A 24,823-nucleotide genomic window follows, 5' to 3' on the forward strand; every position below is an offset into this window, starting at 1 on the left:
GTGGGCGGGTAATAGTGATTGAAGCTAAAAATATTCAGCAGTTAGACTTAAATTTACTTAAAATTTTTGAGTGTCTCTACCGTGAAAAAAACATGAGTGAAACCGCAAAGGTGCTTTACATAACGCCTTCAGCGGTAAGCCATGCTATAAAACGCCTGCGCAGTGTATTAAACGATCCGTTATTTGAGCGCCAAGGGCAATTAATGCTGCCCACCCCAGCGTGTCAGCGCATGGCACCAGCGCTAATAGATTTGCTCGAAAAGTTACGCCAGGTGCTGCAAGCCTGTGGCGATTTTGACCTAGCCACCACAGCGCAAACCTTTAAAATTGCCCTGCACGATGCCATTGAGCCCATAGTGCTGCCAAAGTTGCAGTTAATAATTGCAAAACACGCCCCTAACGCAAGCCTTGCAAGCGTTAAGCTAAACCGTGACGACATGCACAAGCAATTGGCTAATCATCAAATTGATATGGCCATAGATGTAGCGCGGCCAATAAAAGCGCCTATTAGCCATGCTGTGCTTTCAAGCGATCACTTTTGTGTATTACTAAAAAAAAATCACCCGCTAAAAAATAAGTTAAATATAGAAAATTACTTAAGCGCTAAGCATGTAGCGGTTTCAAACAGAGCCACCGGCACCGTAATTGAAGACATAGCCTTATTGCAGCTAAGCTTTAACCGCGAGGTAGCCATGCGCTGCCAAACGTATTTTGCCGCAAAAGAGGTAATAAAAAACTCGCCATTTTTACTCACCCTGCCCTCAATGGTTGCAAGCCAATTGCTAGACGACACGCTAATAGCGCGCCCCGTACCGACCACTATGCCTGCTATTTATCAGCATTTATATTGGCACCAAAATACCGATAAAGACGACGCCCTAATGTGGCTACGTAGCCAAGTAGAAAATATATTTAAGCGTTAATTTATACAAAAAAGCGCCAAACTTAGCAGGCTAAGTTTGGCGCTTTGTAAGCATTATTTAAGGGGTTATAACGTAATTAGTGCGCGTTTGTTTTTAATTTTTAGCGCAGCAATTAATAACAGTGGGCCTATAAACATGGCTAGGCCATATACGCCGCCTGTTACTGCGTATTCGGGCTTATTTAAAAAGCTTATAGCAATTAAAATAGCCAGCGATGCGTTTTGAATGCCTACTTCAATACCCAGTGTAAGCGAATCGGTAAGGTTAAGGTTTGAAAGTTTTGCTATGAGCAAACCAATAATCATTGAGCCAATATTAAGCGCTATACACGCCCAAAATACATCGTTAAACGAGCTTACCAGTAATGCGCGCTCTTTTATTACAAGTGCGGCTATCATGGCGAGCATAAAAAATAACGAAAAACGCCTAAAAAACGGCTCGCTTTTAATCGCAAATTCGCTTTTAAAATGGCGAAGGCTTATGCCTATTGCTACCGGTACTAAGGTAATTACAAATAACCCAAGTGATGTGGTTAATATAGAAAAACTGGCATCAGTTTGCGGAGCAAATTGGTGCATGGCAAAGCCAATAATAAACGGTGTGGTAATAATACTAATAGCGGTTGAGGCCGCGGTTAAACTTACCGAAAGCGCTAAATTAGCTTTTGCCAGCTGGCTCACTACGTTTGACATAGTACCACCTGGGCACGCGGCTAAAATCATTAACCCTATTGCAATTGGCGTGGGTAAATTAAGTAAATAACATAAGCCTAAAGCCAGTAGCGGCATGGCAATAATTTGGCCCACCAAGCCCATAGCAATTGCTACGGGCTTTTTAAAAAGCCGCGTAAAGTCGCTAAGTGTAAGCCCAAGCCCCATGCCAAACATAATAAGGGCAAGCGCGAGGGGGAGTATTATTTCTGTTAAAAATGATGCATTCAAATTAGCCGGCCTCTGTTGTTTTTAATGCCAGCACTTCGTAGTTAAATGAGTACGGGGTTAGCAGCGTTTTTATGTGTTGTTGCAGCGCGTTTAACTCATCTTCTTTAACTGAAATTATGGCTTTTATGCCTAACTTTTTATCAGCAAATACATTTATTTGCACGGCTTTGTTGTTTAAATGCGCGTTAATTACCTCTGTTATGGTTTGTTTTATTTCGAGGCAAACCAGTTCAGGTTTATAAATTTTACCTACGGCAGTTAGCGGTATTTCGTCAATTATATAAATAGCTTTAGTAATTGCAGCTCGTTCAGGTACGTGAGTACTAACATACGTGGTGAGCTCATCAAGGTTAAGCGTGCCATTGCGCCTTTACATTCCACGTAAGAGCTGTAAATGCTGAGTAGCTTTTTTGGTCTTGATCAAACAGGGCATTTACGCCCAGTGATGTACCCACTAAATCAGGAATAAGTAACGAAGCGCCAAATAATATATTGTTTGGGTGCTCAAGCTCGCTGCGCATATAAAAAATGCCCGCTACGTATTCAAGCGTGGTTTTACTTTGCTCATTTAGCCCACCGGGGTGGCCATCTCCCGATACTGAACTTGTGTAATCAAGGCCTGAGTTATCTCTTAATAAAAGTGAGCGATAGCCTACATTGACTGGGTTAGTAGGGTCATTCGCTATTTGTAAATCGCGGTTGGGTGTATCAATAATATATTGATAGCGCGAGCCATGCGATTCAAACTCACCGTGTTCCCATTTAAATAATGCGTTTATATCATCGTTTATTTGCCAATCTATTGATAAACGTGCGCCTGATGACTCGTTAAATTGCTCATTGTTTTGGCGCGCTTGGTTATATAAAAAGCCATCAACAGAATGATCAAACGCGGCAATACGAATGGCTAAATCATCATTTATGGGAATATTTATAACGCCGGTAAAACGCTTTTCGTTGTCTGATCCAAACTCTACCGACACATTGCCCTCAAGTACATCGGTAGGCGAATTTGAAACCATACTAAATGCGCCTGCCGTGGCATTTTTACCAAACATAACCGACTGCGGGCCTTTAATAAGTTCAAGGCGCTGCATATCTAAAAATGGAAATTTAGCCTGATGCTCGCGCCCTAAATAAACGCCATCTTTAACCATAGCAACCGATTGCTCAAACCCTGAATTAGTGCCCGAGTCAATACCGCGTACAAAAATACGCTTACTACTTGAGGTTTCGGTAATGTGTACGTTGGGTAGGCTTTCACTTAGGTTGAGTAAATCGTCAACGCTGTTTTGCTCGAGGTAGTCTCCCGAAAGCGCTTGGATAGAAGTAGGAATATCTTGCAGTGATTGTACCCGCTTTTGCGAGGTCACGGTGATGGTTTCAAGCTCGCTTTTATTTACCTTATTCTCGGCAGCTTGTGCCATGCCCACACTGAGTGCGCTTAGAGTAAATAAAGTAAGTGCATTTTGCTTTAAAAAAGCATGATTTAAACGTGTGTGTGACTGTGTGTTCAGTTGTCATAGCTGCAACTCCATTATAGAGGTTATTTTTATTGGATATTTTTGCGTCTATTTCATACTGAAGAGTCTTAAAATAAATAACAGTGATGTTTATTTATTCAGCACTATTAACAATATTTATAGTTGAGCTAAAAAAGTTTAGTGTTAAACGGGGTTAGTGCGGGTTTAATGAGGAGTTAGAACGGGTAAAAAAATACCTGTGGATTAGCAATTATATTTAGCTCTTTGGTACTGTAAAGCCCCTTTACAAGCATATAATCATGTGTTTTGTAACTGTTCATTGTGGCTCTTTGTTTAATATTGCATTAACGCGCTCAGCAAGTTCTGGTAATACCGTTTGCTCAAACCATGGGTTCTTTTTAAGCCAAATATTATTGCGTGGGCTTGGGTGCGGTAACACTAAATATTGTGGCCAATACTCACGCCACGATTTTACTAACTCGGTTAAAGGCCTATTTTTTGTGTGAGGTAAATGATACGCCTGCGCGTATTTACCAAGCACTATTGTTAGTTCTAAATTTGGCAGAGCGCCCAGTAATTGCGCTCTCCATGCGGGCGCGCATTCTTTACGAGGAGGTAAATCGCCCGACTTACCTTTACCCGGGTAGCAAAAGCCCATAGGTAAAATAGCTACATTACTCGCGTTATAAAACTCATCAGGTGTTAGCCCAAGCCATTCGCGCAGGCGGTTTCCGCTGGCATCGTTAAAGGGTTTACCGCTTTGGTGCACTTTTATGCCCGGTGCTTGGCCGGCAATTAAAATACGCGCATTGGCATTAAATTGTATAACGGGGCGAGCACCTAACGGTAAATGAGGTTCGCAGATCACGCATTTACTAACTTGCTCAATTAAATTGATGGGAACCATATAAATTTGGCCTTAAATGCTTGAATTTTGTTCTAAATGGCCATTTTGACCCAATGAGTTGGTAAAAAATCGGTTTATTTTAATTAAAACGGCCATTAGTTGGTAAAATCGTGATCTCTGTTTAAAACAGCGCTGTAGCCCTTGTAATACTTAGTATTTTTCAGACCAAACTGCAAATTCGTTACCACTGGGCTCTGTAAAATGAAACCGGCAACCACCCGGAAACTCAAAAATAGGTTTTACTATTTCACCGCCAAACTGCACGACTTTTTTATAGGTTGCGTGAATATCGTTACTGTAAAAAACGAGTAGAGCAGCTCCATTTTGAGTAAGCGATTTAAGCGGCGCATTAAAAAATCCGCCATCAAGCCCTTGGCCGCTAAATGCCGTGTACTCTGGGCCGTAGTCGGTAAATTGCCAATTAAACACGTTAGTAAAAAAGCTTTTAGTGGCTGTTAAATCGCACGCTGGAAATTCGACATAATTTAGTTTTTCGTGGTTGCTCATTATAATTTGATCTTTTTTTATTGTTTGATTTTAAACCTTAGTCTTTAGTAAATCGTTGTGCAACGGTTACTTCAAAACATAGATCAGTATTTTACTAAGTAATATACGTTATTTACTAGTGAATCCATTTAATTGCACGCTAGGTTGAGTTTGAAATTACAACCCAATAATCTAAATGATAATTACTATCTTTTACATCTTTCAAATGTATAATAGCGCTCTAAATTTATTCTTCATGCTTAAAGAGAAACAATGCTATGCGTGCAGCGTCTTTCAACGCATTACTAACCAAGCTGAGCTCATTTAGTCTTTTAAATAAACGGCTAAGCCGTTATCAGCTATTAGTATTTTTACGTTTTTTTATCGCTATTGTTGGCGGGTATGTGTTTACCTCTACCCTAATTGCATTACTTAGCGTTGTGTTGCCTATGGCTAAACAAGACGCCGTATTACTTTGCGTTTCGCTTAGCATTTTAATTTACGCGGTTGTGTTTATATATGCGTTTGGGGTTAAATCGTTAACAACAGTATGGATCAGTATTTTACTAAGTAGTGGAGTGTTTTTAGCCATACTTGCATCACTAAAGGATTGGGTATGAAAGATAGTTTTTTTAGGTCGATGACCTGGCTACACACCTGGGTAGGCTTACTTACTTGCTGGATTATTTACGTAGTATTTTTTGCAGGTACGGTTAGCTTTTTTAGAGACGAAATAAACCTGTGGAACCAGCCCGCAATTCATAATGTGCAAGCTCAAACCGACAGAGTGGCCGCGCAGCGTATGCAAATTGTTAAAGGCTTTGATTATTTAAGCCACTATGGTGCAGGCTCTAACAGTTGGCGAGTAACGCTACCAGAGCAGCGTATTCCCTATTTAGTGTATGGCTATGCCAAACCAAAAGAGCCAGGGCAGCGCCGTAGCAAATTTGTAAATACCCAAATAAACCCTAATACGATGCAAGAACTACCACCTTTTGTAGAAACCAAAGGCGGTAACTTTTTTTATCGGCTGCATTACCAGCTTTATTATTTAGATGCCATAACAGGGCGTTGGGTGGTGTGTTTTGCCAGCTTTTTTATGTTGCTTGCGATTATATCGGGCGTGGTAATTCATAAACGTATTTTTAAAGATATGTTTAGTTTTAGGCGTAATAAAGGATTGCGTAGCTGGTTAGATGCGCACAACTTAAGCTCGGTGCTTGCTTTGCCATTTCATTTAATGATTACCTACACAGGCATTATTACGCTTATATTTATGTTGTTCCCCTACCCTGCGCTAACTACCTACGACAATGGCATGCGTGGCTTTTTTAACGATGTATCGCCTAGTAATAACGTGACTAATAAAGCGCAAGGTAGCGCGGCAATGTTGCCTATTAATACCATTTTGGATCAGGTTTATACTAAGTGGCCAGATGCAGATATACGCAGTGTAAGAGTTAGCGAGCCTAATATGGCGGCCTCAACGGTTACTGTTTTGGTAGACTCAGGTAAGGCGCTGCGCGATCAAACGCCAAGGCTTTTATTTAGTGGCGCTACAGGTGAGTTAGTTGCACAAAGCGATGATGAACTCACTAACAGTAAGGCGCTTTACGAGTCACTTAACTCTATGCACACAGGGCGTTTTGCCACACCGTTATTACGCTGGTTGTATGTATTAGGCGGTATTGCAGGCTGTGTGATGATAGCTACTGGCTGCATAATGTGGGCTAAACGTATACGCGAGCGCAATAAAGGTAAAGCATCGTTTGGCTTACAATTAGTGGAAGGCTTAAACCTTGCGACTATTATGGGCTTACCGCTTGCAACCTGCGCATTTTTTATTGCCAATAGGTTACTTAGCCCTACCCTTTCTGGGCGCGACGATAAAGAAGTAACAGCGTTCTTTTTAGCTTGGTTAGTGGTGGGTGTTATTGCCTTAATTAAACGCGATAAGCTGCAATGGCGAGTAATGGCCGCTATTAATGCGCTTGCATGTTTAAGCGTACCTGTAGTTAATGCGCTCACAACTAATGGCAATATTGTTAGTTATTTAATGCATAAACAGTGGGCGTTATTTATATTTGATGCGCTATTTTTGCTCTTTAGTATATTGTTTTTAGTACAAACCGAAAAATTACGTACTGCGGAAAATGCCCAAAGGAAAACTAAACCTAAGCCAGTGGCGAAGCCTGTAAGGTCAAAATTATGATTGATCTACTTAGTTTTAGCCTATGTTTGTTTAGTTTTAATTGCTTTGCGTTGGCTAAATTTAACCACTTTAAAGATGTTTTTAAAAAACGCCTTACCGAATTACAACGCAAACAGCTTCTAACTATTGCTTGGATCAGTATTTTACTAAGTTTAGCGATTTGTGTAGAAACACAAAGTGGCTATGGCGGACTGTTGTTTTGTGGTTTTATGAGTTTAAGTGTTTTAATTGTAACGATTTTTTATAATTTACTAACTAGGCTTGTAAAAGTATTTAGTGTTTTAAATGCGGTATTAATTACAGTGAGTGGGCTATTTTTAGCGTTAAATTAGCTTTAGTTAGTAAAACCGTGATCTGTAACTATAAATTTTAGGCAAAAAAATGGCAAGCCATTAGGCTTGCCAAAAATAGGGGGGATATTCAGTATGTCCAACACTCGCTGTCTCACGGCAAGTACAAGCAGTATAGCCAATTAATATTTAAGTTAATTTACAATGACATTATACTTTTATTACAGCTGTAAAGGGGCTTTACACACCTTTTTGTTCTACCCATATTATTTGCTCTGTAGCAAAACCAAGTTTTTTAGCTTTAGCTATAAAATGTTGTTTAAGCTCGTCGCTAACTTTAGGCGTACGCGATAAAAACCATAAAAAGTCGCGGTTATAGCTCGTTATAAACGCGTATTGGTAATCGGCTTGGTCGAGCTCAAAAATTACGTAAGCACCATAAAATGGGCCAAAAAACGACACTTTAAAATGGCCCGTGTCACTGCTTTCTACAAATTTAGCTAAACCTTCCGCTTCATCCCACTTTTGCTCTTTAGTAATATACCCTTTGTTAAGCACCTTTACTGTGCCGTCGTCGTTTACTGTGTAAGTCGCGGTTACTTGCTCCATACCTTCTTCAAATGAGTGATTAAGGCGGGCAATTTCGTACCACTTACCTTTGTATTGCTCAAGGTCAAAGTTTTTAACAGGGGTAATACCTTCAGGTGCACTTGTGCAGGCAGTGAGTAAAAATAACCCTGTAATAAGTAAAATAGTTGTAATGGCCTTCATGAAAGCTCCTTTTTAAATATGATGCTGTTTGTACGGCTATAAGCCAATAAAGTTTGCTAGCCGATTAAAATAAATTGCTATAGGATCAGCTAAATACTAGAGCAATTAAAAGATTAAAGCATGAAAATATGGGTAGATGCCGACGCGTGCCCCGTGGTTATAAAAGAAATTCTTTTTAGAGCCGCAGAGCGCACACAAACACCAACCATTTTAGTGGCTAACCATGCAATGCGCATTCCGCCTTCAAAATTTATTAGCCGCGTGCAGGTTTCGAGCGGGTTTGATGTGGCCGATGACGAAATAGTAAAACGTGTAGAAAAAGGTGATTTAGTTATCACGGGCGACATACCCCTTGCCAGCGAAGTTATAGACAACGGTGGCCAAGCACTTAACCCGCGTGGCGAGCTTTACACGCCAGAAAACATTCGCTCGTTACTAAACGTGCGCGACTTTATGGATACTATGCGTTCAAGCGGCGTTGAAATGAGTGGCGGGCCACCACCACTTAGCCAAACTGACCGCCAAAACTTTGCTAATAACCTTGACCGCATTTTAGCTCAAAACAAGGCCAAGTAAGTGACAGAGCAAGCTGTTGGCTTAGGCGAGCATGATTTTAATGTAGCTGTGTATGTCGCAAAAGCACCGCCTATGCCCTACTTTGAAACCCTGCAAAGTGTTGAGCCTGTAATCAACGAGCAAATAAATACCATAAACCAGCACTGTGGAAATGGTTGGCGCAAGGTGTTTAACGTATACGCTAAAGTGTTGTTTGCTCTCCCGAGCGAGCATTACAGCTTTGCTAAACAAGCCGATAGCTGGCAAGCGTATCGCGATAAATTTTTACTGCAAAATAACAGTAAAACAGCCCTTTTATTTAGTGCGCCTATTATTAACGGCACTAACAAAAACCAGCTACATATAATTGCTGGGCGTACACACGCTAAAAACTTACTTCAACAAGGTAAGCTTAATGCGCAATTTAATTGGCTCGACGATGAGTTTGCAATTGATACAACCAACCACATTATTGTGTGTCCATATTTTGATTACAGGCAGTTAAGTAATATTAAAATAGCTCGATTAAGCGAGCTTGTAGCTAAGCTTAAAACAGCTAATTGAAAATGTAAGGAATCCACATGGCGGGAATTTTAGAACTGAACACCTTGCTTAAAACAATGAACCCTGAGCTTAAGCAAGGTGAATACATATTTTGCTGTTTAGCAGGTAGCCTTGCCGACTACGTTCACTTAAATCCACTTGCCAGCTATGTTGAAGAAGAGGGGTTAACCCTTATTTTAAATGCAGATACTGCCGACAAAGCCGGTATTACTTATGAGGGTAAATATAATTTAATTACCCTTAATGTGCATTCAAGCTTAGAGGCTGTAGGGCTAACTGCTGCGGTATCGGCTAAATTAACCGAGCATAATATTAGCGCTAATGTAGTGGCTGCGTTTTATCACGACCATATTTTTGTACAAACCGATAAGGCACAGGCAGCATTGCGAGCACTTAAGGAGATTGGTTAAATTAAACTTAACTATAAAATCACTCGGTTATGGGTTGTTTACTGCCCTAACCGAGTTTTTACTTTTTGTAATTACACAATCGATTCAACTATATTTAATGCTTTAATTTCGTTTTCATGGGTTATGCCATCAGCTTCAATTACTTGCTTAAGTAGCTCTAAAACAAACACCCTCATTGGTTGGTCAATTATGTGCGACATACGGTGTTGAATAAATGACTCTATTTCGTTTGCCTGCACAGCTGAAACACATTTTTTAGTCATTTCTATAATATAATTGTCTATTTCTATTGCTGAGTTCCATTCAATTTTTTGTGCCCAAGCACTCACTACATTTAGCTCTTCGTCAGCGATAGAGCCATCAACGGTAACAAAAAGTAAAGCGAGATCTAATAGCGATTCTTTTTGAAGTTGCTCAACACAAACGCCCATATCAAAATTATTTAATAACTGTTCAAACTTCATAGTGCTTCCTTGATGGATAAATATACTGCTAAAGAGCTTATAACAAAGCACACCAAAAAGTAATTTTAATGGGTTGGTTTAATTGCAACATTTTGTAAGTAATAAATAATACAACTTTTTTCGCTAGCTTAGCTTTCGGTACTTTTATTGTTTATGCAAAAGCTGTTATTAGCCGCTTCTAGTTGTACTTTATTTCCAGTTTTAACTCTTACACAGCGAGTGGTATTAGGCAGTTTTTTCTTTTGAATAACTATAAAATCGCCGTTCTCTGCATCGTTAAGTGTGTATTGATATGCTGTGTTTCCGCCTTCAAACAAAGCCGTAAAGAGTCCGCCAACCAATGCTCCCGCAATGGCGCCGCTGATCATGTCTTCGGTGTTACCATCTAAATCTTCGGCTAAACCAACGCCGGCACCAACCATGATTCCGGTCCCTACTTCAGATGACAGCTTTACCTTTTCAATCGATTCGACTGTTGCATAGTAATGCTTAATGATATGACCTTGGTCGTCACGGTCAACGCCTTGAGAAGCACAGCCAGACAGTAATAAAAGGGCAATTAAACTTTTTTTCATGATTATTCTCTGTGTTGATAATGAGTACAATCATAATCGCTAATTCGTAATAAAACTGTGAGAGCTTTGTTTGTAGCTGTTAGAAGTTGTAAGAATGTGTTCAGAGGAAAACATCGACTCAGGAAAAGCCGATGTTTAAATTAAGGCGATTAAACAACGTATCCGCTAAAACCAAGCGCTTTAAAATACAGCTTAGGAATACCGTATTTACACTCGTTAAGTAACTCGCTAAAGCGCATTCTATCAAGTGGATAAAATTCACTTTCTAAGTTTTGAGCTGTGTAGGCTTGCCCTGCATCACTTAGGCCTAAATCGGCACACACAGTAATTTGTGCTTCGCGCTCAAACTCGGTTTCGGGTTTCATTAAATCGCTAATATATAAATGCGCGCCTTTATTTAAATTAGCTTTAATGTTTTTAAGTAGCTGTTTTTTACTGCCGTCGTCTTCTAAAAAGTGCATTACGAGTAGGCATAGTGCGGCATCTGCCTTGGTAGAAAGTTTATCAAGTTCGCCTTCAATAACGTTAACGCGCTTTGCTATGCCGTGCTCTTCAAACGCTTGTTTAGCAATTGCAAGCATATCACTTGAGGTATCTTGCGCGGTAAATTGCCAAGTAGGGTTAAGCGCGGCAAGGGCGAGTATTTCTTTGCCTGTGCCTGCGCCCACAACTAAAATATGTGCGTTATCGTTAAGTGATGCTTTAAGTTGTGCAGTGGTAAGTTGGTGCAATAGCTCATAACCAGGTACTAAACGCGTTATGCGGCTGTTGTAATGGGTTGCTTGCTCGCCTGTAAATGTTGGCATTTTTAACTCCTTTAATCAGCTTATAAAACTTCAACAGTGGAGTATCCACCACTTTGTTTACTTACATGTACTTGCGTGGCTACACGTTCGCTCATTTCACTCACATGCGATATAACCCCAACTTTGCGCCCTTGTGCTTGTAATGAATCGAGCGCGTCCATAGCAACGCTGAGTGTTTCGCTATCTAACGTACCAAACCCTTCGTCAATAAACAAAGAGTTGATTTGCACTTTATTCGACGAAAGCGACGCAAGCCCTAACGCCAGTGCCAGTGAGACTAAAAATGATTCACCACCAGAGAGTGTATTAACCGAGCGTTGTTCGTCGGCCATGTCGCGGTCAATAATGGCAATATCAAGCGATTGCGCAATGGCTGTGAGCTCGTAGCGTTTGTTAAGGGTTTTTAAATGGCTATTTGCATAATGCAGTAATATTTTTAGCGTTTGTGTTTGCGCTAAATTACGCATGGTTTTACCGGTTGCATCGCCTAATACTTTATTAAGCAAGTGCCACTGCTCTACCTGCTTTTTAAGGGCAGCTAGCTCAGTTTGTTTACCCTCAAGCGCTTTGGTATTTTGATTATGCTGCTCTATGGCGGTATTAATGGTAAGTAAACTATTTTGCTGCTCAGTTTGCTTTGTATTTAATGCCGCTAATTGCTCGCTAAGTTCAGCGTGGTTTTGTGATGGCTTGTTAGTATTTTGGTGATCTGTATGCGCACTTTGTTGCTGTTTAAGCGCTGCATTTGCATCAGTAAGTGCAGCTTTTAGCTGCTCAAACTGGGTTAAATGGGCTTTAATTTGCTCACTACTTAAAGCTAGTAAAATTGTGATCTGCTCATGCGTTGCCTCACTGTACTGGGCTTTAAAGTCGCTAAACCACTTGTTATAACGTTCCTCAAGGGTTGTAAGCTCTGTGCTTTGCTCGGCTAAGCGAAGCTCTGCGTTTTTAAGCTCAATTGCATGCTCGTCTCGTTTTTTAACTGCACTATCATAAGCTTGCTGATTCGCGTTTAACTGTGTTTGGCATTGCTCAAGCTGGGCATTTATTTTTGCTTGATAGTCGTTTGCGCTTATTTGCTCGTTATTAAATAAGGCAAGGCGCTCACTTTGTGTTGTATTTTGTAACTGCTGAGCACTGGCTAAATCATCTTTTAGTGTTTTTAGTGCACTTTCGCTTTTAGTAATTAGCGGCGTAAGTTGCTGCAATTGCTGATTAGCAGTGTCTATTTGTTTTTGACTTTGCTCGAGTTGCGCATGTGTTTGTTGATACTGCTCAACCTGCTGGTTTAAATCGCTTAAGTTAAGTGAGCCAGCTTGTAGCTGCTGCCAAAAGTTGCTGTGTTTAAATTGTGCATTAAGCGCTGTAGTTAGCTCACTAATTTGCGACGATAGCTCAGCGTGCTTTGTATTTATTTGGCTTAGTTTATTGGTTAATTCACTATTTAAATGATGCAATTGCTGCTGTGTTTGTTGCTCTGCTTTTAGTGAGTTTTGTTGTTGGTTTACTTTTTCTTGCAGGGCATTTTGCTGTTTTTGCGATTCAAAATACTGCGCTTTTTGCTCATTAAGCTGTTTATAGGTTTCTTCTAGCTGTTCTGCTGTAAGGGCATTTAAGTGAGTACGCGCAGCCTCCATGGTGGTTTTTATTTCATTTCGTTTAGCATTGAGCGCTTGAATGGTTTGGCCGTGCTGAGCGTGTTCGTTAACGAGTACGGCATGCTGGGTTTGATGCGTGTGTAACTGCGTTTGGGCACTATCGTGCTGCTTTTTGGCATTAGTATAGCTGGCTTCAAAATCGGCTATTAAGCTGTTTAATTGCGGGTTTTGGTTAGTAGCATAGGGGTGCTCAGTTGCACCGCACACTACGCAGGGCTCGTTAGGGTTAAGCTGCGCGCGCAAATGCTCTACGTTTTCGCTGGCACGAAGGCGAGCTTGGTTTAGCGCGTATTCGTTATGTTTAAGTGCTTGCTTGCACGTTGCTAAGTTTTGTAAAAGCAACTGCTGCTGTTGCTCACTTTGGCTAAGTTTAGCTGCAATGTTATTTTGCGTTTGTGTGCTTTGCTTAAGCTCTTGGGTAAATTGTGTGTAGCGTATTCGCTGTTCTTTTAAGTAATCAATATTTTTAAGCTCGCTGTCGCATTGCTCAATATTAAATTGGCGCTGTTGCTCATTCAGCTCGTTTAGGTTTTTTTGATCATGGCTTAGTTGCTGCTCTTGCTGCTCTACTTTTTTATTTTGCGATGTTAAAAGCTCGGCCTGTTTGCTTTGCTCTGCTTGTAACTGCTGGTTTTGAGTTGCAGCTGCATTAAGTTGCTCATTAGCGCTTAGATACTGATTAAAGCTATGTTGATAATAATTCCAATCATTGGCTAATGGCATAAGCTGCGTATGCTCAGCAAGCCATTGCTGATGCTGCGTGTTTAGCTTAGTTGCTTCATCAAGCGCGGTTTGGCTTTGTTTATGTTGCGCGTGTAAATCACTTAATTGCTGTTGTTCTTTGTTGCGTTGCTGAGTAAGGCTAGTAATATTTTGTGCGTGTATAGCAAGCTGGCTGTCGAGAACGCGGGCTTTTGCAATAATTGGCTCAGCAGATTGCTTTTGCTCTTGCGCTATTTTTAACTCGCTTTGCTTTGTATTAAGTGTTGCGGTTTGCTCTTCAATAAGCGCTGCATGGTTAATAATTTTTAAGTCACGTATTTGTGTATTAAGGGCGTTATTTTGCGCCGTTAAATACGCATGCCGCTTACGGTTATCTTTTATTTCAAGCGCGCTTTGTGCTTGTTTTGCTTGCTCACTTTGCTGTGCAATTGCTGCAAGTTCGTTGTTTGCATGCTGCTGATTTTTTGTGGCTTCTTCAAGAGCTTGCTCAAGGGTATTGGCTTGCTTGTACCAATTTAAATTTTGCTCTGCGCTTGTTAGCACTTTTTTAGTGTGTTCTATTTGCTGTTTTAGCTCATTAAGCGTGGTGTGCTTTAGTGCTAATTCATCTTCACTCAATAAGGTATAGCTTGCGAGGCTTGCTTGTAATAAATCAAACTCATCTTTTAGTTCTTTGTTGCGCTCAAATATACGCTTACCAATCAGGCTAAATTTATCGGTGCCCGTCAGGCACTCTAATAATTGCGCGCGTTCATCGCCTGTGGCTTTTAAAAATGCAGCAAATTCGTGCTGCGCTAGTAATACCGCACGGGAGAATTGCTCAAAGCTTAGCCCTATTTTGCTTTCTATTTGTTTTAGTGTTTGGCTTTTGTCAGCTATGAGGGTTTCATCTGGCAAGGTAACTAACGTATGCTCGGCTACTTTTAATTTACCTGTGGCTTTTTTATGGGTGCGCTGGATTGAATAACGGGCGCGGTAAAGCTCTTTGTCTTGCCCTACAAAGTCAACTTCTGCGAAGCCTTCCCATTTTCCTCGGCGCAATAAGTTACGGGCATCGTTTAATTTTATGCTGTCGCCATTAAAATCAATCAGGTTACCTTTATCGCCCTTTAGTCGTGCTGTTTTTGTGTAAAGTGATAAACAAATGGCATCTAAAAAGGTACTTTTACCCGCGCCGGTGTCGCCGGTTATAGCAAATAAACCTGCATCTTTAAGTGGGGCTTGTGTAAAGTCGATTTCGGCGTCAACTATCGACGCTAAGTTATGTATGCGTACTGCGGTTATTTTCATAGTTGCTCTTGCTCCGCTAGTTCACTTATTACTTCGTTTAAAAGGGCTTTTAGTTCATCGGGTACACTTTGCCCTGCCATGTCTTTATCGTTTGCAAAAGCTTGCTCTAATAAATTTTGTGGGTTGAGCATTTCAACCTCACCTAAATCTTCAAATACAGCGTCGCTGCCGTTGTTATCTGATTGTTCGCGTACGCGTTCGATACCGCAAAATTTTACATTTTTGCCTTCCAGTGCCTGTTCTATTTGTTCTCTGAATGTGGTGTCGGTATCACTTGATTTAAGCTTTACGCGTAAATAAGGTACTACGGTATTTTGCGATGTATCGAGGGTTTTAATTTGTTTGCACAGTTTATCTAATGGTACACACTCCCCTTTTGGTAAAATAATAACGTCGGCTGAGCGCGGAATGTAAAGGGGGTTTACAGTTGTACTAATGTTCTTTTTTTCATCGCTTATAAATTCAATAATATTAACTTGGTGAGTATAATTACGCTCTGAAAACGACATAGGAATAGGCGTGCCGCTGTAGCGAATAGCGTCATTTTTAGCAACTTGTTGCGCTTTGTGTAAATGGCCCAAAGCGACATAATTCGCTTTACTGCCAAATACATTGGCCGAAATAGACTCTTCACCACCTATCACTAAGTTACGCTCTGAATCACTTGATATGTCGCCTCCTTTAGCGTGTAAGTGGCCCATAACTATGAGTGGTGCGTTTTGCTTGTTAATTTTATAAGCATGATTTAAGGCAAGTTCGTATGCTTTTGCAACGCCTTGTGCGTAGCTAGGGCCGTTTTCTGTTTGGCTTAGTGAACTTATATCGCTTGAGCGTAAAAAAGGCATAGCGGCGATTACAGCGCGTTTATTATTAGTATTTATTCCTAAAATAATATCGCTAGGCGCTGATACATCAAAACGACCTACTACGTGAGTATCAAACTGAGCAAGTAAAGGTTGAGCCGCCAATATACGGTTAGCAGAGTCATGGTTGCCCGCAATAATAACAACATGTAAATGTGGGCACTGTTTTTTGGCGTCTTTTATAAACTGATAAAGTTGGTTTTCGGCGCTAGCGCTTGGTGTTGCCGTATGATAAATGTCGCCTGCAACTAATAATAAATCTATTTGCTGCTCAACAAGTGTAGCAAGTAACCAGGTAAAAAATGCTTGATGCTCTTCACGGCGGTCGTGTTCGTAAAATTGTTGGCCAAGGTGCCAATCTGAAGTGTGGAGGACTTTCATGTCGCGCTCTTAAAAACCAGTAAGAGCGCCAATATACCCAAGGCAGTTAAAGATGCAAGCCTCTGTAGTACTAAACTGTTAGCTTAAGCTGTACCAAATGCCAAAAATCATCGGCAATGCAATTAATGCAAGTAGCAGAGGTTTTTTTAACGTTTTTGTTTGCTTTGTTTGTAGCCTTTTAAGCGCATTCGTTTCATTACAAGCGGCTACTTTGTCAATGTAAAAATAACCTGAATCAAGATACTGCTTACAGCTGTTTTCGTTGGCTGGGATTGCAATTAGTTCTTGTTGTTTTTTTAGGATATAAAAATCCATAAGCCCACCGCATTTCTTACTAGTAATCGATACTGTATTTGAGGATAAATATTAGTAATTTATTTGCCTCAAATAAAAAGGTGGGCGATTTTAAATACAAATGGCTACAAAGATCAACCAAAAACTACCGTATTTTTAATTTATCGTACAAATAATTAAAATTAGTGAAATCACCGCAATATTTGCGCCAATTATTAGCCGTTTTTTACTGTGTTTTTGTTCAGTGTTAAGGCGTTTTAGTGCATCTTCTTTATTGCAGGCAGACACAACATTAACATACGAATAATGATTGTTTTTGTAGCGCTGTAGTAGCTCTTTATTGGCAGGGATCGCTTCTAACTGTTGGGCCTTTTTCACAATGTAAAATTTCATATGGAGGACCTAAAAAACGTCACTTAATTTTACTGTAATTTAGGGCGTGTTGACCTTTGCGGAGTGAAATTTGTTCAATCTAGGGGTGATTAAATCGCGGCGCGAGGTTTGTAACCTAGTGGGCTAAGTAAAAACCGAGTAACAAAGAGTTTATCGCCCCTAGGCAGAACCCGAAGGGCAGCGCCTATTTGGCATTTATGCTGCGTTATCGCCTATTTATGGGGAATAACCACACTACATAGACTCTGCCTTGCCTAAAAGCCAAACATGCTGCTGCAAATTCAACCATCAAAGATCAACACGCCCTAATTTGATGAACTTGACCTGAAGCTATTAGTGCGGTTAATTCCTTTGCTTTTTAATACCCTATTCGGCTTGTAAATTGTAAACCCCCTTTACACTTTTTTATGAACTGAAATAGGTAACATATTATTCTTATTTATTGTTTTAATTATCAGTGAATACCACCCTAAAAATAGGGTGTTTGGTCGCTATTTAATTGAAGAAAACGACTATATTTGACACAGTATACTCACAAAATTAATTTAGGACTAACAATGAAAAAAATAAGTCTTACGCTAAGTGCGCTTTTATTGCCAGTGGTAATGTCGGGCGGTGCTTTTGCGTCTTCAGTTGAACAAACAAAAGGGTCGTTCGTTGATAAGTTTCGTCAATTAGACGAGGCATTACCTACACCAAATGTGTATCGTAGCGCAGCGGGTGAGCCGGGTGAAAATTACTGGCAACAAAAAGTAAATTACGATATTGACGTGAAATTAGATGAAAAAAAACGTCGTTTGAGTGCAAGCCAAAGTATTGAGTATAAAAATAACTCGCCTCATACATTAAAATATTTATGGTTACAGTTAGATCAAAATATTTTTAAAAGCGATTCAATTGCTGAAACTACAAAAACATTTAAAAGCACACTCGAAAGCTTACCAGCGCAAAAGCCAGCAAAACTTAGCTTAGGGCAGTTGCGTCGTCAGCAGTTTATGAGCGATAACGAGCTTGGCTTTGCAATTAGCAATGTTAAAGACGAAGACGGCAAAGCACTACGTGTAACAATTGTAGATACATTAATGCGTATCGACTTAAATGAGCCGCTAAAGCCAGGTAAAGAAGTTGAGTTCAGCATGGACTTTGCGTTCAATATTGTTGAAGAAGATGCTGTAGGCGCGCGTTCAGGTTATGAGCACTTTGAAAAAGACGGCAACGATATATTTTTACTTGCACAGTGGTTTCCGCGTTTAGCAGCGTACACAGATTACGAAGCTTGGACAAACAAAGCCTTTTTAGGGTCGGGTGAATTTACCCTTGAGTTTGGCGACTACGATGTAGAAATTACAGTACCCGCTGATCACATTGTTTCGGCGACAGGTAAGTTAGATAACCCAAGTAAGGTACTTACAAGCACACAGCGTAAACGCTTAAAGCAATCGGAAACGGCTAAGCGCCCAGTGTTTATAGTGACCGAAGAAGAAGCACTCGAAAACGAAAAAGAAGGCACAGATAAAACGAAAACGTGGCGCTTCAAAGCCGAAAATGTTCGAGACTTTGCGTGGGCGTCTTCACGTAAATTTATGTGGGATGCAAAAGGGTATCAGCAAGGTGGCGATGTTCAGCCACTTGTAATGGCAATGTCGTTTTTTCCTAAAGAGGGTGGCGACTTATGGAAAAAGTACTCTACAGAATCAGTAGTACACACAATGGAAGTGTATTCAAAGTATTCGTTTGATTACCCATACCCAACTGCACAATCGGTAAATGGTCCGGTAGGTGGTATGGAATACCCAATGATCACTTTCAACGGTCCGCGTACTAAGTTACAAGATGACGGCACACGCACTTATTCTCAATCAGAGAAACGCTTTTTAATTGGCGTTGTTATTCATGAAGTGGGTCATATTTACTTCCCAATGATTGTTAACTCTGATGAACGTCAATGGACGTGGATGGATGAAGGCCTAAATAGCTTTTTAGATGGCGTTGCTGGGCGCGAGTGGGACCCTACAATTCCGTGGGGTGTTGAGCCTCGTGATATTGTGTCGTACATGAAATCTGAAGTTCAGGTACCGATTATGACGCAATCAGATAGCGTACTTCGCTTAGGTCCTAATGCGTATACTAAACCTGCTGCCGCGCTTAACATTCTACGTGAAGTGATTTTAGGTCGTGATTTATTCGACTTTGCGTTTAAAGAGTATGCCCAACGCTGGAAGTATAAGCGCCCTACTCCTGCTGATTTTTTCCGTACTATGGAAGAAGCTTCAGGTGTTGATTTAGATTGGTTTTGGCGTGGTTGGTTTTACACCACAGACCATGTAGATATTTCGCTGGATAAAGTGTATCAACTTCGTTTAGATACTAAAAATCCAGATATTGACTACAGCCGCCTACGTGATATTGAAGCCGATAAGCCAACATCGTTATTTGTTGAGCGTAACCGCGCTGAAGGTAAAAAAACATGGGTTGAGCAAAACCCTGATATTACCGATTTTTACGACGAAAATGACCGTTTTACGGTAACGAATAAAGAGCGTAATGCTTACAACAAGTTTTTAAAAGGGCTTGAGCCGTGGGAGCGTAAAACGCTAGACCGCGCATTAAGTGATGATCAAAACTATTATGTAATGGAATTTTCAAACCTAGGTGGTTTGGTAATGCCTATTTTACTTGAGCTCACGTACGAAGATGGTAGCAAAGAAGAGCGCTATATACCTGCTGAAATTTGGCGTCGTAATCATAAAAACGTGCAAAAGCTTATTGTTACAGATAAAGATAAACCGCTTGTATCAGTAAGCGTTGATCCGCGATGGGAAACAGCAGATGTCGATATAGAAAATAATAACTACCCGCGTCGTATTATCCCTTCACGTATTGAAGTGTTTAAAAAGAGTAAGAGCAAAGCTAAAGTGAGTCGCGATATCATGCAAGATATTAAAACAGAGCTTAAGAGCGATGAGAAAAAAGACGAAAAAGATGACGGTGAGGAACAGCAATAATGCGTTTTCTGCTTATTGTTGTTTGCCTTTTAGTTGCTGCGCCAAGTTTGGCGCATCAATTAAAATCATCTGTTACAACCGTACTTTTTAACAAAAGAACCCACAACGTTGAGCTTATGCATCGATTTTACTTGCACGATACAGAGCATGCGGTTAGCAGCTTATTTAAAGGTAAAATTGATATAATTAGCAATAAAACTGATCAACAACGCTTTGCTAAATATGTTGAGTCACATGTGGCTTTGCAAACATTAAATGGTGACGTTGTGCCGCTTAGCTTTGTTGGCGCGCAGGTTGACGGTAAGTTTTTTTGGGTTTACCAAGAGGCGCCCATCCCAGAGGGAATTGAAGGGATAAAAATGAGTAACGGTGCGCTGCGCGATTTGTGGCCATCGCAAGTAAATATGGTCAATGTTGAAGGCAAAGGTAGGGTTAAAACCCTCAACTTTGCTCAAGACGATACCTGGCTTGAAGCTCGCTTTGAGACTAACTAACTCATCATTAATACACAATGCGCACTTTGTTTAAGTGCGCATTTTAATGCGCTGTTTAAGCTGTGTTCATAATTGATCGGTAAAATATTGAGATACGTAAAAATCCAGGTTGTTTATATTTACCTTGTTTTGCGCAACATACAACTAGCTGCTAAGCTTCTTTTCATTGGTAGTTGCTTTGAAGTTAATGTACACCTCGCACTATTAATTTAAATATAATTAGTATTAACTGTTCCCATTTAAGGGTGTAAGTTCAGAGAATTTTATGTTTGAAAAAAGCTTAACTAATTATTTTCACAAACAAGGATTGGTATGACGACTCAGGTAGAGGCTATCCATGGTGTTATTTTTGATCTAGATGGTACATTAGTATCGTCAGAGCTCGACTTTTCACTTATTAAAGCCCAAATTGGCTGTCCCGATAACGAAGATTTACTCGACTTTATAGCGGAACTTCCTTCTCCTTACATGCGCGAAGAGGCAATGAACATTGTTCATCAGCATGAATTACTAGACGCCCAACATGCCACGTTACTACCTGGCGTAAGTGAAGCCATTGCACTTTTACATGAACGAAATATTCCGATGGCAATCGTGACGCGCAATTTTGACAAAGCCGCTGCACTTAAATTAAAAAATAACCCCCTTCCTATCAGTACAGTGCTTACACGAAGTGATGCACCCGCTAAACCTGATCCGAGTGCATTAAATGCCATTGCTACGCTTTGGAGCATAAGTGCTGATAACCTGCTGTATGTGGGCGATTATTTGTACGACATTCAGGCAGCACACAATGCTAAAATGCGTGCATGTTTATACGCTCCAGATGAAACGCCGTCTTATGCAGATCAAGCCGATTACGTTTTGCATGATTTTTACGACTTAGTTGCTTTAGTTGAAAGCTACGCTAAAAAAGTAGAGTTATGTTAAATTAGCCGCTGATTAATTTCAGTTGTATACATTACCTATAAAATGCACGTAAGGTTTACTAGCCCAACTTGCTTTGAATTGTTAAAATATTAAAAAGTAATGTATTTATTAGAGGCACATAATGGGCAGAGCATTTGTAGTTCGTCAAAGTTCTATGATCAAAACAGCCAATGCAAAAACAAAAGTAAATTCAAAGTACGGTAAAGAAATTTACGTTGCGGCTAAAAATGGTGAACCCGATCCTGAAGTAAACCAAACTTTGCGTCGTCTAATCGAAAAAGCTAAAAAAGATCAAGTTCCTGCACATGTTATCGACAAAGCAATAGAAAAAGCAGCCGGTGGAGCAGGAGAGGACTATGCTGTTGCTCGATACGAAGGTTATGGCCCTGGCAACTGTATGGTAATTGTTGATTGCTTAACCGATAACCCAAACAGAACAATTAAAGATGTGCGTTTGCCGTTTACTAAAACTGACTCAAAAATAGGTACGCCTGGTTGTGTAGCGCACATGTTTGATCATTACGCGGTATTGGGTTTTGCAGGCGATGACGATGAAGTTGTATTAGAAGCGCTAATGATGGCAGACGTTGACGTTGCTGATGTAGAGGCTGAAGATGGAAAAATTTCGGTTTTTGCACCGCCTACAGAATACTTTAAGGCTAAAACAGCGCTTGAAGACGCATTTGAAGGTATTAACTTTGAGGTAGACGAAATTACTTTTATCCCTCAAGTTAACATTGATATTGAGGACGAAGAGGTTATTGCTAACTTCGATAAATTTATAAACATGCTTGAAGACTGTGATGATGTACAAAATGTTTATCACAATGCAATTATAAAAAAATAACCTAACTTCGTTTATTTATAGCAAATAAAATTAAAAAGCGTGTTTTGTGTATACAAAACACGCTTTTTTGTATTTACAGAAATGTTAGGTATTCATAGAGGTTATTGATTTATGTGTTTCTATTTTAAAATGTGCACTTTTTATTGTATTTATACACATTGATATGAATACCGGTGTGCTTGTTATTTAATTTAAATAATAAAAAACCAGCCCTGAGGCTGGTTTTGACACGAAATAAACAATTAAGATACAGCGTTAAACATTTGGAGTGTATTAACTTTGCTGTAACTTATACTGTATACGGTAGCTATGTAATAACGGTTCAGTATAGCCACTAGGTTGTGTTGTTCCTTCAAGTACTAAGGCGAGGGCAGCTTGAAACGCAATACTATTGTTTAGTGTTTCAGGGCTGCTGGCCATTGGGGTATAGGCTTTATCGTGTTCGTTTTGGCCGTCTACTACCTTAGCCATTTTTGCCATTGTGGATGTAATTTGTTCTTGTGTACATATACCATGCAATAACCAGTTAGCCATATGTTGGCTTGAAATTCTAAGTGTTGCTCTGTCTTCCATTAGTCCGACATGGTTAATATCTGGCACTTTAGAGCAGCCTACACCTTGGTCTATCCATCTTACGACGTAACCTAAAATACCTTGCGCATTGTTTTCCAGCTCACTTTGTATATCTTCTTTTGAAAGTGACGATGGGTCTTGCATCAGTGGTGGAGTAAGCAGGTCGTCAAGGCTCGCTATGGCACGCTGAGCGATTGCGTCTTGCTCGCTAAAAACATTTATATCATGGTAATGCATAGCATGCAGAGTTGCAGCAGTAGGCGAGGGCACCCATGCTGTATTAGCACCCGATTTAGGGTGTGCTAACTTTTGCTCCATCATTAGCGCCATTTTATCAGGCATAGGCCACATACCTTTGCCTATTTGAGCTTTTTGGCTTAATCCACAGGCAAGGCCAATATCGACGTTGCGATCTTCGTAAGCACAGATCCACGGCTGTTGTTTTATTTCGGCTTTAGGGAGCGCAACACCCGCTTGCATTGATGTGTGAATTTCGTCGCCTGTACGGTCTAAAAAGCCAGTATTAATAAATACAACACGTTGTTTTGCTTCATTTATACATGCTTTTAAGTTTACAGATGTACGACGTTCTTCATCCATAATACCCATTTTTAAGGTGTTTTTTGGTAAGTTTAATGCCTCTTCTACATGAGTAAACAGTGTACTTGTAAACGCAACTTCTTCTGGGCCATGCATCTTAGGTTTTACAATATTAATGCTCTGTGCACTGCTGTTTTTTACGCCAGACGTTTTATTTAAGTCGTGTAGGGCGGCTGTGGCAGTAAACATTGCATCCATTATGCCTTCAAAAACCGGCTCTCCGTAAACGTCAGTAATAGCAGGGTTTGTCATTAAATGGCCAACGTTTCTGACAAACATCATGCTACGGCCCTTAAGTGTTATAGCAGCGCCATCAGTAGAGGTATATGTTCTGTCGCTCTGCAGCGTACGTTCCACGACTTTATCGCCTTTTTTAAACGATTCAACCAAGTTACCTTGCATTAAACCAAGCCAGTTTTTATAAACCTGTACTTTGTCTTGTGCATCGACAGCGGCTACAGAGTCTTCACAATCCATAATAGTGGTTAGAGCCGCTTCAAGTACCACATCTTTTAAACCCGCTTTATCAGCTTGGCCAATAATATGATGATGATCTATCTGTAATTCTATATGTAAGCCGTTGTTTTTAAGTAATACAACGCTTGGGTTTTGTGCTTCTCCCTGGTAGCCAATTAACTGAGATGGGTCAGCTAACGTGGTTTGAGAGCTGTCTCGTAGCGTAATAACTAGTGCGCCGTTTACAACAGAATAGTTAGTGCTTTCTATGTGCGAGCCGTTTTCAAGCGGGAGTGCTTTGTCTAAAAACTGGCGTGCGTATGCCATTACTTTAAAGCCACGAACAGGGTTATAGGTAGTGCCTTTTTCGGCTCCGTCATCTTCACTTAATACGTCAGTCCCATACAAGGCGTCGTATAAAGAGCCCCAGCGTGCGTTAGCCGCATTGAGTGCAAAGCGTGCGTTACTTACTGGAACAACTAACTGTGGGCCTGCTGTAACAGCTATTTCGGGTTCAACCTGTTGTGTTTCAATTTTAAAATTAGCAGGCTCTGGTACTAGATAGCCAATGTCACTTAAAAAGCGTTGGTATTGCTCGCTATTCCACGTTTTATTTTCATTGTGGTATTGATCAATTTGTTGCTGCAGTTGTTCTCGTTTGGCCAGTAATGCTTTGTTTATTGGCGTAAGTGTTTGAACAATTTTTGCAAAACTTTGCCAAAATTGGTGTTCTGATAAGTGTGTACCAGGTAGTAATTGAGTTTTAACAAAGTCAGCAAGCTCTAAATCTACGCTGAGTCCTGAATGTGTGAGAGTGTGGGTCATAATTGCCTTCCTTAAACGGTCGCCATAGTATTTGTGCGTTTGAGCAACAATAACGTAAAAAAGTCATGTTGAGTGTGTTTTTGATATTCACAAAAAATATAGT

25 protein-coding genes are annotated in these 24,823 nt (G+C 40.3%); 11 read left to right on the plus strand and 14 right to left on the minus strand.

What is annotated here, in order from left to right:
• Positions 1–14 precede the first annotated feature (14 nt).
• On the plus strand, positions 15–923 hold the full coding sequence (locus KZZ04_RS09635) for a LysR family transcriptional regulator (protein ID WP_219422579.1): 909 nt from the start codon (positions 15–17) through the stop codon (positions 921–923).
• Between the two features lie 65 nt (positions 924–988).
• On the opposite strand, the gene KZZ04_RS09640 is transcribed toward KZZ04_RS09635, so the two are convergent.
• The 5 genes from KZZ04_RS09640 to KZZ04_RS09660 form a co-directional block, all read right to left on the minus strand.
• Positions 989–1,864 (minus strand): bile acid:sodium symporter family protein, encoded by an 876-nt coding sequence (locus tag KZZ04_RS09640; protein WP_058405398.1) that lies wholly within the window; start codon positions 1,862–1,864, stop codon positions 989–991.
• Between the two features lies 1 nt (position 1,865).
• Positions 1,866–2,027, minus strand: a complete 162-nt coding sequence (locus KZZ04_RS21205; protein WP_235591494.1) for a hypothetical protein — start codon at positions 2,025–2,027, stop codon at positions 1,866–1,868.
• Between the two features lie 187 nt (positions 2,028–2,214).
• A complete protein-coding gene (locus KZZ04_RS09650; protein WP_257903598.1) occupies positions 2,215–3,291 on the minus strand; it encodes a TonB-dependent receptor in 1,077 nt (358 codons plus the stop codon).
• A gap of 373 nt (positions 3,292–3,664) precedes the next feature.
• Complete coding sequence (locus KZZ04_RS09655) at positions 3,665–4,255, minus strand: uracil-DNA glycosylase family protein (protein WP_219422580.1); 591 nt, start codon at positions 4,253–4,255, stop codon at positions 3,665–3,667.
• 150 nt (positions 4,256–4,405) lie between these two features.
• Positions 4,406–4,762: a VOC family protein gene (locus tag KZZ04_RS09660; RefSeq protein ID WP_219422581.1), complete on the minus strand. Its 357-nt coding sequence runs from the start codon at positions 4,760–4,762 to the stop codon at positions 4,406–4,408.
• A gap of 257 nt (positions 4,763–5,019) precedes the next feature.
• On the opposite strand from KZZ04_RS09660, the gene KZZ04_RS09665 reads away from it, so the two are divergent.
• The 3 genes from KZZ04_RS09665 to KZZ04_RS09675 are packed head-to-tail and all read left to right on the plus strand — an operon-like array spanning position 5,020 to position 7,285.
• Positions 5,020–5,361 carry a hypothetical protein gene (locus KZZ04_RS09665; protein ID WP_219422582.1) on the plus strand — a complete coding sequence of 114 codons (342 nt, stop codon included), beginning with the start codon at positions 5,020–5,022 and terminating at the stop codon, positions 5,359–5,361.
• Positions 5,358–6,953, plus strand: a complete 1,596-nt coding sequence (locus KZZ04_RS09670) for a PepSY domain-containing protein (RefSeq protein WP_219422583.1) — start codon at positions 5,358–5,360, stop codon at positions 6,951–6,953. The genes KZZ04_RS09665 and KZZ04_RS09670 overlap by 4 nt, the downstream gene beginning before the upstream one ends.
• Positions 6,950–7,285: a DUF3325 domain-containing protein gene (locus KZZ04_RS09675; RefSeq protein WP_219422584.1), complete on the plus strand. Its 336-nt coding sequence runs from the start codon at positions 6,950–6,952 to the stop codon at positions 7,283–7,285. Before KZZ04_RS09670 ends, KZZ04_RS09675 begins: the two co-directional genes overlap by 4 nt.
• 198 nt (positions 7,286–7,483) lie before the next feature.
• On the opposite strand, the gene KZZ04_RS09680 is transcribed toward KZZ04_RS09675, so the two are convergent.
• Positions 7,484–8,014 (minus strand): lipocalin family protein, encoded by a 531-nt coding sequence (locus tag KZZ04_RS09680; RefSeq protein WP_219422585.1) that lies wholly within the window; start codon positions 8,012–8,014, stop codon positions 7,484–7,486.
• A 120-nt stretch (positions 8,015–8,134) separates the two neighbouring features.
• Between KZZ04_RS09680 and KZZ04_RS09685 the strand changes: the two genes are divergently transcribed.
• Genes KZZ04_RS09685 through KZZ04_RS09695 form a run of 3 tightly spaced genes read left to right on the plus strand, consistent with a single transcriptional unit; the run spans position 8,135 to position 9,543 of the window.
• Positions 8,135–8,590 (plus strand): YaiI/YqxD family protein, encoded by a 456-nt coding sequence (locus KZZ04_RS09685; protein ID WP_058405404.1) that lies wholly within the window; start codon positions 8,135–8,137, stop codon positions 8,588–8,590.
• On the plus strand, positions 8,591–9,133 hold the full coding sequence (locus tag KZZ04_RS09690) for a hypothetical protein (RefSeq protein ID WP_219422586.1): 543 nt from the start codon (positions 8,591–8,593) through the stop codon (positions 9,131–9,133).
• Between the two features lie 17 nt (positions 9,134–9,150).
• Positions 9,151–9,543 carry an ACT domain-containing protein gene (locus tag KZZ04_RS09695; protein ID WP_219422587.1) on the plus strand — a complete coding sequence of 131 codons (393 nt, stop codon included), beginning with the start codon at positions 9,151–9,153 and terminating at the stop codon, positions 9,541–9,543.
• A 71-nt stretch (positions 9,544–9,614) separates the two neighbouring features.
• Here KZZ04_RS09695 and KZZ04_RS09700 read toward each other — a convergent pair whose 3' ends face one another.
• The 7 genes from KZZ04_RS09700 to KZZ04_RS09730 form a co-directional block, all read right to left on the minus strand.
• The gene (locus KZZ04_RS09700; protein WP_058553291.1) at positions 9,615–10,007 is read right to left on the minus strand and encodes a hypothetical protein; all 393 of its coding nucleotides are present in this window, start codon (positions 10,005–10,007) and stop codon (positions 9,615–9,617) included.
• Positions 10,008–10,135: 128 nt separating this feature from the next.
• Positions 10,136–10,582, minus strand: coding sequence for a hypothetical protein (locus KZZ04_RS09705; RefSeq protein WP_219422588.1), 447 nt, complete (start codon positions 10,580–10,582; stop codon positions 10,136–10,138).
• 149 nt (positions 10,583–10,731) lie between these two features.
• A complete protein-coding gene (locus tag KZZ04_RS09710; protein ID WP_219422589.1) occupies positions 10,732–11,388 on the minus strand; it encodes a class I SAM-dependent methyltransferase in 657 nt (218 codons plus the stop codon).
• Between the two features lie 20 nt (positions 11,389–11,408).
• On the minus strand, positions 11,409–15,059 hold the full coding sequence (locus KZZ04_RS09715) for an AAA family ATPase (protein WP_219422590.1): 3,651 nt from the start codon (positions 15,057–15,059) through the stop codon (positions 11,409–11,411).
• Complete coding sequence (locus tag KZZ04_RS09720; protein WP_219422591.1) at positions 15,056–16,303, minus strand: exonuclease SbcCD subunit D C-terminal domain-containing protein; 1,248 nt, start codon at positions 16,301–16,303, stop codon at positions 15,056–15,058. The genes KZZ04_RS09715 and KZZ04_RS09720 overlap by 4 nt, the downstream gene beginning before the upstream one ends.
• 78 nt (positions 16,304–16,381) lie before the next feature.
• Positions 16,382–16,618: a hypothetical protein gene (locus KZZ04_RS09725; RefSeq protein WP_058405412.1), complete on the minus strand. Its 237-nt coding sequence runs from the start codon at positions 16,616–16,618 to the stop codon at positions 16,382–16,384.
• A 135-nt stretch (positions 16,619–16,753) separates the two neighbouring features.
• Positions 16,754–16,990, minus strand: a complete 237-nt coding sequence (locus tag KZZ04_RS09730) for a hypothetical protein (RefSeq protein ID WP_219422592.1) — start codon at positions 16,988–16,990, stop codon at positions 16,754–16,756.
• Positions 16,991–17,547: 557 nt separating this feature from the next.
• Here KZZ04_RS09730 and KZZ04_RS09735 point away from each other — a divergent pair.
• The 4 genes from KZZ04_RS09735 (at position 17,548) to KZZ04_RS09750 (ending at position 22,266) form a co-directional block, all read left to right on the plus strand.
• Positions 17,548–19,995 (plus strand): M1 family metallopeptidase, encoded by a 2,448-nt coding sequence (locus KZZ04_RS09735; RefSeq protein WP_219422593.1) that lies wholly within the window; start codon positions 17,548–17,550, stop codon positions 19,993–19,995.
• Entirely contained in the window at positions 19,995–20,489 is a 495-nt protein-coding gene (locus KZZ04_RS09740; RefSeq protein ID WP_219422594.1) for a DUF6702 family protein, read from the plus strand. The genes KZZ04_RS09735 and KZZ04_RS09740 overlap by 1 nt, the downstream gene beginning before the upstream one ends.
• Before the next feature lie 312 nt (positions 20,490–20,801).
• On the plus strand, positions 20,802–21,419 hold the full coding sequence (locus tag KZZ04_RS09745; protein ID WP_219422595.1) for an HAD family hydrolase: 618 nt from the start codon (positions 20,802–20,804) through the stop codon (positions 21,417–21,419).
• Positions 21,420–21,540: 121 nt separating this feature from the next.
• Positions 21,541–22,266: a YebC/PmpR family DNA-binding transcriptional regulator gene (locus KZZ04_RS09750; protein WP_058405417.1), complete on the plus strand. Its 726-nt coding sequence runs from the start codon at positions 21,541–21,543 to the stop codon at positions 22,264–22,266.
• A 273-nt stretch (positions 22,267–22,539) separates the two neighbouring features.
• On the opposite strand, the gene KZZ04_RS09755 is transcribed toward KZZ04_RS09750, so the two are convergent.
• Positions 22,540–24,720 (minus strand): malate synthase G, encoded by a 2,181-nt coding sequence (locus tag KZZ04_RS09755; RefSeq protein ID WP_219422596.1) that lies wholly within the window; start codon positions 24,718–24,720, stop codon positions 22,540–22,542.
• Positions 24,721–24,823: the final 103 nt, after the last annotated feature.

It is taken from the genome of Pseudoalteromonas sp. CR1, assembly GCF_019392235.1.
Classification (GTDB): Bacteria; Pseudomonadota; Gammaproteobacteria; order Enterobacterales; family Alteromonadaceae; genus Pseudoalteromonas.